This is a genomic window from Marinobacter antarcticus (assembly GCF_900142385.1).
Lineage (GTDB): Bacteria > Pseudomonadota > Gammaproteobacteria > Pseudomonadales > Oleiphilaceae > Marinobacter > Marinobacter antarcticus.
Genome location: NZ_FRAQ01000001.1, coordinates 2,404,038 through 2,416,269 on the forward strand (window position 1 = coordinate 2,404,038; position 12,232 = coordinate 2,416,269).

Annotated in this window: 12 protein-coding genes; 10 read left to right on the forward strand and 2 right to left on the reverse strand. The window is 53.6% G+C overall.

The genetic code is table 11. From position 1 onward, the window contains the following. Positions 1 to 56 precede the first annotated feature (56 nt). Positions 57 to 1,097 (forward strand): NAD(P)/FAD-dependent oxidoreductase, encoded by a 1,041-nt coding sequence (locus BUA49_RS11225; protein ID WP_072797416.1) that lies wholly within the window; start codon positions 57 to 59, stop codon positions 1,095 to 1,097. On the opposite strand, the gene BUA49_RS11230 is transcribed toward BUA49_RS11225, so the two are convergent. Next, positions 1,090 to 2,574 (reverse strand): HD domain-containing protein, encoded by a 1,485-nt coding sequence (locus BUA49_RS11230; RefSeq protein WP_072797418.1) that lies wholly within the window; start codon positions 2,572 to 2,574, stop codon positions 1,090 to 1,092. The genes BUA49_RS11225 and BUA49_RS11230 overlap by 8 nt on opposite strands. A 113-nt stretch (positions 2,575 to 2,687) precedes the next feature. On the opposite strand from BUA49_RS11230, the gene BUA49_RS11235 reads away from it, so the two are divergent. From BUA49_RS11235 to BUA49_RS11265, 7 genes are all read left to right on the forward strand, one after another. Then, positions 2,688 to 3,908: a PP2C family protein-serine/threonine phosphatase gene (locus BUA49_RS11235; protein ID WP_072797420.1), complete on the forward strand. Its 1,221-nt coding sequence runs from the start codon at positions 2,688 to 2,690 to the stop codon at positions 3,906 to 3,908. Between the two features lie 14 nt (positions 3,909 to 3,922). Further along, the gene (locus BUA49_RS11240) at positions 3,923 to 4,414 is read left to right on the forward strand and encodes an STAS domain-containing protein (protein WP_072797421.1); all 492 of its coding nucleotides are present in this window, start codon (positions 3,923 to 3,925) and stop codon (positions 4,412 to 4,414) included. 67 nt (positions 4,415 to 4,481) lie between these two features. Next, positions 4,482 to 5,549, forward strand: a complete 1,068-nt coding sequence (locus tag BUA49_RS11245; protein ID WP_072797423.1) for an NAD(P)H-dependent glycerol-3-phosphate dehydrogenase — start codon at positions 4,482 to 4,484, stop codon at positions 5,547 to 5,549. A 24-nt stretch (positions 5,550 to 5,573) separates the two neighbouring features. Beyond that, positions 5,574 to 6,023, forward strand: coding sequence for a phosphohistidine phosphatase SixA (gene sixA, locus BUA49_RS11250; RefSeq protein WP_072797425.1), 450 nt, complete (start codon positions 5,574 to 5,576; stop codon positions 6,021 to 6,023). A 42-nt stretch (positions 6,024 to 6,065) separates the two neighbouring features. Beyond that, entirely contained in the window at positions 6,066 to 6,962 is an 897-nt protein-coding gene (locus BUA49_RS11255) for a radical SAM protein (protein WP_072797427.1), read from the forward strand. Positions 6,963 to 6,986: 24 nt separating this feature from the next. After that, complete coding sequence (locus tag BUA49_RS11260; RefSeq protein ID WP_072797454.1) at positions 6,987 to 7,553, forward strand: DUF1285 domain-containing protein; 567 nt, start codon at positions 6,987 to 6,989, stop codon at positions 7,551 to 7,553. 200 nt (positions 7,554 to 7,753) lie between these two features. After that, the gene (locus BUA49_RS11265; RefSeq protein ID WP_072797494.1) at positions 7,754 to 8,215 is read left to right on the forward strand and encodes an FKBP-type peptidyl-prolyl cis-trans isomerase; all 462 of its coding nucleotides are present in this window, start codon (positions 7,754 to 7,756) and stop codon (positions 8,213 to 8,215) included. Between the two features lie 75 nt (positions 8,216 to 8,290). On the opposite strand, the gene BUA49_RS11270 is transcribed toward BUA49_RS11265, so the two are convergent. Next, positions 8,291 to 9,943, reverse strand: coding sequence for an electron transfer flavoprotein-ubiquinone oxidoreductase (locus BUA49_RS11270; RefSeq protein WP_072797495.1), 1,653 nt, complete (start codon positions 9,941 to 9,943; stop codon positions 8,291 to 8,293). Between the two features lie 525 nt (positions 9,944 to 10,468). On the opposite strand from BUA49_RS11270, the gene BUA49_RS11275 reads away from it, so the two are divergent. Further along, the gene (locus tag BUA49_RS11275; RefSeq protein WP_072797496.1) at positions 10,469 to 11,218 is read left to right on the forward strand and encodes an electron transfer flavoprotein subunit beta/FixA family protein; all 750 of its coding nucleotides are present in this window, start codon (positions 10,469 to 10,471) and stop codon (positions 11,216 to 11,218) included. After that, the gene (locus BUA49_RS11280) at positions 11,218 to 12,159 is read left to right on the forward strand and encodes an electron transfer flavoprotein subunit alpha/FixB family protein (protein WP_072797497.1); all 942 of its coding nucleotides are present in this window, start codon (positions 11,218 to 11,220) and stop codon (positions 12,157 to 12,159) included. Before BUA49_RS11275 ends, BUA49_RS11280 begins: the two co-directional genes overlap by 1 nt. The last annotated feature ends 73 nt before the right edge of the window (positions 12,160 to 12,232 follow it).

The window sequence follows — 12,232 nt, forward strand, 5'->3', positions numbered from 1 at the left end:
CCTTTCGCTTGACGGTTTGTACGCTCTGACCACCGAACTTGGATGCACCATAAACCATGTTTAATGAGACATTTCATACTAATGATATACGCCGCATAGCGATTGTTGGTTCAGGCCTCGCAGGCCTGACTGCAGCCATTAAACTGAAACAGCAAGGTCACAATGTGACAGTGTTTGAAAAAAGTCGAGGCCCGGGCGGCAGGCTGGCGGCGAAACGGGTCGCCGATGGCTCGGTGGACATGGGTGCGCAGTATTTCACCTCCCGCAATCCTGAGTTCCTGCCGTTTCTCACCGAGTTTGCCGGCGACAGCAGCTTTGCTGTCTGGAATGGCCGGTTCGGCTTCCAGGATAAAGAGGGCCAGTGGCAGGCATTCCCGGATGAGCCCCGGTATGTCGGTACGCCCAGAATGACCGCAATTTCCCGCGGGCTTTCTGCTCACGCAACCGTGGTTGCGGAAACTCGCATTGAAAGCCTGGCCCGAACTGACAAAGGCTGGGCGCTGTCTGATTCAAACGCGAAGCTGACGGGCGAATTTGATCAGGTCATCATTACTGCGCCACCCGCCCAAACCAGGGACTTACTTGCTCAGAGTAACCTGCCGGAACTGACAGCACAGCTTGATGATGCGGTACGTCGGGTATTGCCATGCTGGGCCGTGGCCGCCCATTTTGAAGAAAACCCCTGGCCCCGCCACGAGGGAATGCGCTGCGACCACCCGGTGCTCTTCTGGGTAGCGAACAACTCCAGCAAACCGGGACGGACAAGCCAGGATCAGGACGACAAGGGCGTATGGTGGGTTCTTCATGCAAACCCTGAATGGACTGAACGGAATGTCGACGCCTCGCCAAAACAGGTGGCAACAGAGCTGATCGCAGCATTGAGGGAAGTGACAGGAACAGAAGTAGCCGTTACCGATGCCCTGACGCACCGGTGGCTATATGCCCGCTCTGAGGGCGGTGGGCACCCCGGCCACCTGTGGTTTCAAGAGCAGGGCATTGGTCTTGCGGGCGACTGGCTCAGCGGGGGTCGGGTTGAAGGCGCTTTTAACAGCGCCTGCAGCCTGGTGTCTGCCTGCACGGCAAGTGCTGTTAGCTGATAGTTCCTGGCCCGGTATTTTTGGTGATGTCCGGGCGGGTATAGAAGTGGGTAATGGTGCCGTCGCTGAACTTACTGAAAAAGGCACTGACATCGGTAATTTTTTTCAGAGATCGCGTGCGGTTAACCGGATCCCGAATCAGCACCTTGATGCCGTTGAAATTATCCTGAATATTGGAGAAGCGTGCTCGCATGGAACAGGTGACAACGTGGGCCGGGTTCAGCTCCATGGCCTCGGCCAGCCAGGCACTGTGGCTGGCAATACCGCTGACTGAAAGGTCTTCCCGGGTATCCAGGTGGTTCAGCTTCACCCGGTTGACAATGCAAAAAGAAAAGCTCCTCGGGCGCTGGCGGGCGACCTTCCGGAACGCTTCCCAGAAAAAGTTGTCCGTTAGCTCGGCAAAATAGCGCATATTGCTCAGGCAAGTGTCTATCCATTCAAAACTCTCCGGGTCCTCCAGAACTTCGTTTATGGCTTCTCGCAAGAGCCAGTCAAAACCCAGGGCCGTCTTGTGTGCATATACCTTGCGATACATCTGATAGCGGCTGTAAACAAAATCCTCCAGCGCCCCCAAACCTTTTTGGGTAATCGCCAGCCCCAGCCAGGGCTCGGACTCATCCCAACCGAAGCGCAGGTTGCTGAGAAGATGGTCAAGGTTGAACCCTCCAATCGTCACGGAAGAGTGGAATCCGTCACGCAACATATAATCGGCGCGATCGGCATCAATTTCTCCGGAGACGATGGAGGAAAGCAGGTTCAGCACCAACCGCGGAATATTCTCGCTGATCAGTGATTCCGCCTCTGCGTCTTCACCGGCAATAAACCCCCAGAATGTGCGGGCATGGCGGCAGAATGTTTCGCTGGGCGCAACGTCTGTGGTCTCCATAATACCAATGACATCCCGCGCGTGCAGGCCAGCGCCTTCCAGATCGACCGCCGACAGAACATCGTGGGCAACCCTTACTGAATAGTGCTCATGCTCGAGTTCTTCGGGCTCTGCGCTGTGGTAGGCAGAATAATCCACCCCTTCCCACAAATCCGCAAACCGGCCGGGCCGAGACATCAACTCACGAATACGCCGTGCCTGGGTAAACTGGTGAGAGAAACTGGAATGTCCGCTGTCGTGAAGCAGGCACCCAAGGCGAATGGTCTTGGCCAGATAATCAATAGCATCAAGTTGTTTGAGGCTGAGATCGGTCTGCTCGCTGAGCTGGCGTTCCCGGAGATAGGCGTCAATCATTGAGCGGAACATGCGTGAGCCCACATGCATGACGCCAATACTGTGCAGGAAGCGGGAGTGGGTCGCACCCGGGAAGACCAAACTGAGAATATCGTTCTGGCAGATGTTGCGCAGCCGCTGGAAAAGAGGATGGTCAATCACCTGAATTTCATGTCGGTATAGCGGAATTGCCCCGTGAACCGGATCCATGATCAGCTTGTCATAAGCACCTAATAGGTCATTTACCGCTCGTCTCATTCGCAGGAATCTCCGGATTTCGCCAAACTGGCCTTGTTATATCACTGGGGCGTGCCAAAATAGGTTTTGAAACGCCGTTTTTCGTTTACCGCTGGTAGTTTAGGGCAGCAGCCATGACCTCGCGCACCGGGCGCCTACTAATTCGTATACTGATCATTGATGCAGACGAGAAGGCATGCGCTGAACTTTCGCGCTACCTGGAAACGAGAGGATTCTACGTCTCTGGCTATCGCGATCTCGCTTCTGCCAGCGCGGTGATTGACGATAACATGCCCGACGTTATCTTTGCAGACCTCACGCCCGCCGAGATCGAGGGTCTTACGGATCGTCTGGAAGAATCAGAATCGCTCACTCCAATCGTTGCCTGTTCAGGTACCCAATCCAGTCAAGACGTTGTCGATGCGCTTCGTGCAGGGGCTTCTGACTTTGTGCTTAAACCCTGTGGTAAAGATAAAAAAGCCCTCAGCGACGTAATTCACAAGTTGCTGGATAGGGTTCGGGTCGGGCGCCTCAATCAGCTTTATCGGCAGGAACTGGAAGATGCCAATCGTGATCTGAGAGACGGGATTGCAGAGTTGCGCGCCGATCAGAGGGCAGGGCGTAAAGTTCAGTTGCGAATGTTACCGGAAAAGGAACAGTTCACCGGCGGTCTTTACGTGGATCATCTGATCAAACCGTCTTTGTACCTGAGCGGCGACTTCCTCGATTATTTTCCACTCACGGAAGACAAAACGCTTGTTTACATTGCCGATGTGTCCGGCCACGGAGCCAGCTCCGCGTTTGTAACCGTGCTCCTGAAAAACCTCAGCAACCGTTTGCAACGCAACCTGCGCCGCGGATCCACTGACGATATTCTGTATCCAGAGCGGTTTCTTGAGCGGATCAACTCGGAACTGCTTGATACCGGGCTTGGTAAACACGTCACCATTTTTGTTGGCATCATTTCCCTGAGTGAGCGTACATTACGATATGCGGTGGGGGCCCACTTCCCGATGCCAGTGCTTTCCTTTGTGGGAGGTGAGACTGCATTTCTTGAGGGTAGTGGCCTTCCTGTCGGGCTTTTTGAGTCCCCACAATGGGAAGTATACGAAGTTGCTCTGGACAAACCCTTCCACCTGATTCTGTTTTCTGATGGGATTCTCGAAGTCATCCGGCAGAAGAGTCTTGATGAAAAGGAGCAGAGACTACTTGAACTCGTATCTGGAGGTCGTCACACTATCGCATCTCTCAGCGAGGCTCTCAATCTCGACGAGATCACAGAGTTACCGGACGACATCGGTATTGTGACGGTTACTGACACGGTTTCAGTGTCAGAAAACTCGTTGTTGAAATAGTGGCAGTGTGATACATGGCTGGTTATAAGATCCTGCAGGCTGAAAAACAGGGAATCTACGTCCTTAAGTTCATTGGAGAAATCCGGCTGAACCTTTGTTGTACGCTGGACAACCTGGTCGACTCCATCACCCTGGACCCACAGTTCAAAACCGTGGTGATTGATCTCACCGAAACCGAAATCATAGACAGTACCACCCTCGGCCTGCTCGCCAAGATCGCCATGGCAGCCCAGAAGCAAAGCCACTTTTTACCTACGCTGATTTCCACCAACCCGGATATTACCCGTATCATCACCTCCATGGGGTTTGACAAGATCTTCATTATTGTCCGTGAGCCTGCCTCACGTATTGAAGAGCTCGAAGAAATACCTGTGCTCAGGGCCAGTGAACAAGACGTTCGCGACAAGGTACTGAATGCCCACAAGGTGCTTATGGGGCTGAACAAGCAAAACCGGGAAGAGTTCAAGAATCTGGTGCGTGCTCTGGAATGTGAAGAGCCCGGCTGAGACGCCATGCTTACCATCCATCCCGGGCCGGCAGGTTCAGACCTGATTCAAAACAGACGGAATGACTATGCCTGAAAAAATTGAGCCCCTTGCGAACGGGGCCAAAGAGCCGGTGCACGATGTAGCGGTTCTCGGAGGAGGCAGTTTCGGTTCTGCCATGGCAAAAGTACTCGGGGAGAACGGTCACCGGGTTCATTTCTGGATGCGAGACGAGGCCCAGGCCGAAGAGGTCCGCACAACCGGAATCAACAGCCGTTACATGCCCGGCGTAGAGATCAAAGGCGACATCCGGCCCACCACCGATCTCGCAGACGCCATAGGCAAAGCGGAAATCGTATTTGTTGCCATTCCCAGCAAGGCGTTCCGCACTGTTATTCGCGAAAACAGCAGCAAATTCCGCGACGGGCAGATCGTTGTCAGCCTGACCAAGGGTATCGAAGCCCATGGCTTCAAGCTCATGAGCGAAATTCTCCTGGAAGAGATTCCCCGCTGCCGCATTGGCGTATTAAGTGGTCCAAACCTGGCGAGTGAAATTGTAAACCGCGATCTTACGGCAACCGTCATTGCTGCCAAGGATCCGGATGTGCGGCGCACCGTTCAGGACCTGCTTGGCTGCGAGTACTTTCGTGTTTACGCCAACGTGGATATTTACGGTGTCGAACTCGCCGGGGCGCTCAAGAACATCTATGCCATTGTGGCCGGCCTTGCCTCGGCTCTGGACATGGGAGAAAACGCTAACGCAATGCTGATTACCCGGGGGCTGGCGGAAATGAGTCGTTTTGCGGTCAGCCTCGGTGCTAATCCCATGACATTTATGGGGCTTGCAGGGGTGGGTGATCTGATCGTTACCTGTACCTCATCAAAAAGCCGTAATTTCAGGATTGGCTACGCCGTTGGCAAGGGCCAGAAGCTTGATGACGCAGTGGCAGAGCTGGGCCAGGTGGCAGAGGGGATTTACACGCTCGAGCTGGTGAAAGAAAAGGCCGAAGCGATCGGGATATACATGCCCCTTGTGCGCGGCCTTTATGAAATTCTCTACGGAGATGCGTCCATCAGCGCAGTGATCAACAGCCTGATGATGTCCGTGCAGAACTCAGATGTGGAATTCATCCTGCCACGGACAATCGCTGAGTAACGGAAGCCATCGAGGAGATTAGCTGTGCAACTACTCATCATGCGTCATGGCGAAGCTGGCTGGCACACGCTGGATCAGGAGCGGACGCTCACTGAAACCGGTCGACATCAGGTTGCTGAGTGTGCAGCCAGGATTGCCGCTTCGCCCTGGCGGCCAGAACAAATCTGGAGTAGTCCCTATGTGCGGGCTAGACAGACAGCGGCCATTGTTTCAGAGATCCTGAACTGCCCGGTGGAAGAAAAGACATTCATTACGCCGGACGACGACCCCGGGTTGTGTCTGGACGCCCTCCTTGAAAATCAGCATTCACCTCTCATGCTGGTCTCTCACATGCCTTTTGTCGGCAGCCTTTCAACGCTGCTGGTTGATGGGCACCGGCGCGGCATTCCCTTTATGACTGCTCAGGCCGTAGTGCTCGATATGCCTCTGGTTGGCCCAGGCTGCGCGGACTTGAAAACCCAGTTTTTGCCCTGATTAGACTATTGTCAGGGTCACTTCTATTGATTGAGTCCAATTATGTACAGCTTTCCTATTGACTATGTTGAGCCGGTTTTTCGGCCACCCAGTGAAGCGAAATCACTAATTTTGCCTGTTACCAACGGCTGCTCCTGGAATAAGTGCACCTTCTGCGAGATGTACACCCAGCCCCAGAAAAAGTTCCGGGCCCGTAAAGCAGACGATGTACGCCAGGATATTGAGAGTGCCGCCAAAAGTCTGGGGGGTGTAAAGCGAGTTTTTCTCGCCGACGGCGACGCCATGGTTCTGCCAACGCGGCGACTGCTGGAGATTCTGGGCGAACTTAAAGCCGCATTTCCCGAACTTCAGAGGGTTTCCAGTTACTGCCTCCCCAGAAATCTGGCCAAAAAAACCGTCGAAGATCTAATACAGCTGCGCGAATCGGGACTTGATATTCTCTACGTAGGCATGGAGTCCGGGGACGATGAAGTGCTGCAGCGGATCAACAAAGGGGAGACCTGGGAGTCGACGCGATCAGCGTTACTGAAAATCCGTGAAGCCGGCCTGACCAGCTCGGTTATGGTGCTCAATGGCCTGGGCGGTGAAACACTGTCGCGCCAGCACGCCATAAATACCGCAACGTTGTGCAACGAAACTCAGCCGGATTACCTGTCAACGCTGGTGGTAAGCTTCCCGCAGGGAGAAGAGCGGTTCCGCGAGGGTTTTGGTGAGGATTTCGTACCTCTTTCCCAACAAGGGCTATTTGAGGAAATCCGAACTTTTCTGGAGCACCTGGAACTGGAGCGGACGGTCTTCAGAAGCGACCATGCGTCGAATTATCTTGTCCTGAAAGGCAACCTCGGGCGCGACAAGCAAAAACTGCTGGATCAGGTCAACCTTGCCATCACGAATCCGGGTGCGGTGCCACTACGTACCGAATGGCAGCGCGGATTGTAAATCATCGGCTTACGGAGCAGAGATATGAGCCAGGATCCGGAAAATCTCGTTGAGCAGGTGCAGAAAACTGTGAAGAATCTCAGTCAGCCACCGCTTGAGAAATGGCACCCGGAGCTTTCGGGAGACATGGACCTTCGCATAAGCCGAGACGGACAATGGATCCATAAAGGCAAGCCGTTGGGCCGGGAAGCCATAATAAAGCTGTTCTCTACCATTCTTCGCCGCGAGGAAGACGACCAGTACTACCTCCTAACACCGGTGGAGAAATGGCGTATTCAGGTGGAAGACACGCCGCTGCTTGCTCACTCTCTTGAAGTAGAGGGAAGCGGCGAGAAGCAGATCATAAGGCTAACCACCAACGTAGGCGAAACCCTTGAAGTGAGCGACGAGCATCCGCTTGATGTCGGCAGTTATGAAGACTCAGAGCAGCCCAGACCGGTCATCCGGGTTCGCCACGGTCTCGAAGCCCGACTTGTAACCGCCGCTTACTACGATTTAGCCGAACATGTTGTGGAGAAAACTGTCGACGGAAAACCAGTTCTGGGCGTATTCAGCCATGGAAATTTCTACAAAATCGGGTCTGGCGGTTGAAAAGCTTTCTGGCGCCCCAAGAAATGGCGGTGGAAAACGCACTATGTCAGTTGTTAAACTGTGTTTCCATGCTTGTTATGAGCCTGGCTCTCTAACGAGGCCCGGTAGTCGTTGGTTCCTTTGTTCAGCCTGGCTGTGCATGATTACTTTCGATTGCCTTTATTCAATTAAACAGTCATTGCGACACTCAAGGAGATCACATGGCCCAACCTCGTGTTGTCACCATCCATTACACGCTCACCAACAATCAGGGAGAAGAGTTGGACTCCTCCCGTGTAGAAGGTCGTGAGCCTCTGTCTTATCTGGAAGGTTCACAGAACATCATCGGTGGACTTGAAAGTGCACTGAACGAAAAGAGCGCAGGCGACCAGGTAAAGGTTTCTGTAGAGCCGGCTGAAGGCTACGGTGAAGTTAACGAAGAACTGGTTCAGCCCGTTCCGCGTACCGCCTTTGAAGGCGTAGAGTCCATCGAGCCAGGCATGCAGTTCCAGGCACAGACTCCGGGTGGCCCCCAGGTTGTTCGTGTTGTGGAAGTCAACGAAGAAACCGTCACCATTGACGCGAACCACCCGCTGGCGGGCGAAACTCTGCACTTTGATGTAGAAGTTATCGAAGCTCGTGAAGCGACAGATGAAGAGCAAGAGCACGGTCACGCTCACTAAGCTTTTCATTAGCAGTATCAAAAAAACGGCTCCCAAGGAGCCGTTTTTTTGTGCCTTTAATATCTGAGTCCGAACTTACATGTTCGGGTAAGTGGGGCCACCACCGCCTTCCGGCGTCACCCAGGTAATGTTCTGGGCAGGATCCTTGATGTCACAGGTCTTGCAGTGAACGCAGTTCTGAGCGTTGATCTGGAACTGTTTACCGCTGCCATCGTCTTTCTCAACAACTTCGTAGACCCCTGCAGGGCAGTAGCGCTGAGCCGGCTCATCGTATTTCGGCAGGTTTTCCTTAATCGGAATATCCGGATCGGTCAGCTTAAGGTGAATCGGCTGGTTTTCCGCATGGTTGGTATTTGAAATAAACACCGACGTCAGGCGATCGAAGGTCAGTTTGTTATCCGGCTTCGGATAATTCACCTTTTTGCACTCAGACGCAGGCTTCATAGTCGCGTAGTCAGGCGTCGTATCGTGGAAAGTAAACGGCAGACTACCGCGCAGAATGTTCTGCTCGAAGAATGCAATTGCGCCACCTACGTAGTTGCCAAACTTGTGCATTGCCGGCCCGAAGTTACGCTCAGCGTAAAGCTCTTTGTAGAGCCAGCTTTCCTTGAAACGATCGCCAAAGCTGGTAATTTCCTCACCGGACTGACCGTTCTTCAGAGCCTCAAATACTGCCTCCGCACCCAGCAGGCCAGACTTCATGGCGGTATGGGAACCTTTGATCTTGGAGCCGTTCAAGGTGCCTGCATCACAACCCAGCAGCAGGCCACCCGGGAAGCTCATTTTAGGCAGGGCGTTGTAGCCGCCTTTGGTGATGGCACGAGCACCGTAGGACACACGCTTGCCGCCTTCCAGATACTTTCTGACTTCCGGGTGCAGCTTCAGGCGCTGAAACTCTTCGAATGGGCTCAGGTGCGGGTTGCTATAGGAAAGATCAGCAATAAGGCCCACATAGACCTGGCCATTCTCCAGGTGATAAAGGAACGAACCGCCGGTGGAGCCGCTTTCATTCAGGGGCCAGCCGGTGGTGTGAACGACCAGGCCTGGCTCATGCTTGGCCGGGTCGATGTCCCACAGTTCTTTGATACCAATGCCGTAGTGCTGAGGATCTTTGCCTTCATCGAGTTTGAACTCATTGATCAGGCGCTTACCCAAATGGCCACGACAGCCTTCTGTAAACAGGGTGTATTTGGCACGAAGTTCCATGCCCGGCATGTAGCCATCTTTTTCGGAGCCATCGCGAGCGACGCCCATGTCTCCGGTAAGAATACCTTTTACCTGACCGTCTTCAACAATGGTCTCGGCAGCAGCAAAGCCCGGGTACACTTCAACACCCAGTGCTTCGGCCTGCTCGGCCAGCCAGCGGCACAGATTGCCAAGGCTGATAATGTAGTTGCCATGGTTGTGCATGTTCTTGGGCACGAAGGCATTCGGGATCTTCGTTGCTTTGTCCTGGTTTTTAAGCAGGAAAATATCGTCACGGGTAACCGGGGTGTTCAGCGGAGCGCCTTTCTCTTTCCAGTCGGGGAAGAGTTCATTAAGGGCAGTAGGTTCAAATACGGTACCCGCCAGTATGTGAGCACCGATTTCAGAACCTTTTTCCACCACGCACACGGTCAGTTCTTCGCCGGCTTCCTGTGCCAGCTGCATAACTCGGCAGGCTGCCGACAAGCCAGCAGGGCCGCCGCCGACGATAAGAACATCAAATTCCATCGATTCGCGTTCCACGTTGGTCTCCTCAAACGTCTTAATGGATATTATGTGCCCGCAGGCTTACTTTCTGGAGCGTCATCATACCGTTAAAAGCATTCTCAGACGACTATCCACAGCCGAATACTCCAGTTTCATTCACTTGAGGATAACGTATTTAAAGAATCAAACAAACGTTTGTTTGAAATCTGAGCAAAGCTTTGGCATTGTAGGTTTGCTCTGTAATTCAGTGCGCTGAACCAGTGATTCCGTGTATTAACGCATTCAACAGCAGGTGCAGTAACGGCTGACTGGCTCAGGAAGCGGGCTTAGCGCGTCTATGGGCTATTGACCCACTTAATCTTTGCCTGCAGTATAAGTCCGCCGTGACGGATGGCCCCTGTGCGAGGCCGCTGTTTGTAACGTTCGGCCTGAATACCCATAATCCCGGTATCTTGCCGAAACGCAGCAATCAAGAATGCTCTGTAACCCGCCCACACCGGGCTGGCCTGAGAGCAGTTTTGATTGAGAGTCATTAACCCATCGTAGAAGAACGAGGAATCTATGAAGGTTCTGGTCGCTGTAAAACGAGTAATCGACTACAACGTAAAGGTGCGCGTCAAGCCGGATAACACTGGTGTTGATCTCGCCAACGTCAAAATGGCAATGAACCCGTTCTGCGAAATCGCTGTTGAAGAAGCGGTTCGCCTGAAAGAAAAGGGTGTTGCCAGCGAAATCGTGGTGGTTTCCATTGGCCCCAAGGCCTGTCAGGAGCAAATCCGTACTGCTCTGGCGCTGGGTGCTGACCGTGGGATCCACGTTGAGACCGACGAGGAAGTTCAATCTCTTGAAGCGGCCAAGTTACTTAAGGCCGTTGTTGAGAAAGAAGAGCCGAAACTCGTCATTCTCGGTAAACAGTCCATCGATTCTGATAACAACCAGACTGGCCAGATGCTGGCTGCGCTGACCGGTATGGCTCAGGGCACGTTCGCTTCAGAAGTCGTTGTTGATGGCGACAAAGTGAATGTTACCCGTGAGGTAGACGGTGGTCTGATGACCGTTTCCCTGAACTTGCCTGCGGTAGTAACCACAGATCTGCGTTTGAACGAGCCGCGCTACGCGTCTTTGCCAAACATCATGAAGGCCAAGAAAAAGCCTCTCGATATCATGAACCCGGCTGACCTGGGTGTTGAAATCACGTCGCGCCTGTCCACTCTGAAAGTTGAAGCACCGGCTTCTCGCCAGGCAGGTGTAAAAGTGGCTGATGTTGCCGAGCTGGTCGATAAACTGAAGAACGAAGCGAAGGTGATCTGATGAGCATCCTTGTAATTGCTGAACACGACAACAGCAGCCTGAAGCAGGCGACCCTGAGTGTTGTAGCGGCTGCCAAAGCCATCGGCGGCGATATTGATGTATTGGTTGCCGGCGAAAACTGTGGTGCCGTTGCAGAAGCAGCAGCCAAGGCCGAAGGCGTTGCAAAGGTTCTGGTTGCAGACAACGCAGTTTATGGCCACTTTCTGGGTGAGAACCTGGGTGAGCTGGTTGCTGAACTGGGTAAGGGCTACAGCCATATTCTGGCCGCTGCCGGGACCACGGGTAAGGATTTCATGCCGCGCGTTGCTGCGCTGCTGGACGTTGCCCAGGTATCCGACATTATCCGCGTCGAGTCTGAAGACACCTTTGTTCGTCCGATCTACGCCGGTAACGCCATCGCAACGGTTAAGGCCAGCGACAGCATCAAGGTGATCACCGTGCGCCCGACGGGTTTTGATCCGGTCGCCGCTGAAGGTGGCTCTGCTTCTGTAGAGCAGCTGGACATTGTGAAAGACGCAGGCATCTCAGCTTTTGTGAGCGAACAGAAAGCCAAGTCTGACCGCCCGGATCTGGCCAGTGCCGATATTGTCATCTCAGGTGGCCGGGGCATGCAGAACGGTGAAAACTTCAAGATGCTGGAGCAGGTTGCTGATCTGCTCGGGGCCGGTATGGGTGCATCCCGTGCCGCTGTCGACGCAGGCTTTGTTCCGAACGATATGCAGGTAGGCCAGACCGGTAAGATTGTTGCACCGCAGCTGTACGTAGCGGTAGGCATCTCCGGTGCTATTCAGCACCTGGCCGGCATGTCCGATTCCAAGGTGATCGTTGCGATCAACAAGGATGAAGAAGCGCCGATTTTCCAGGTAGCCGATTATGGCCTGGTAGCGGATCTGTTCGAGGCAGTACCGCAGTTTGAAGAAGAGCTGAAGAAAGTTCTGTAACTTTCTCTCAGACTTCAAAAAAGGCACCTTCGGGTGTCTTTTTTGTTGCAGAACCATAAACTGTGAGCCTGTA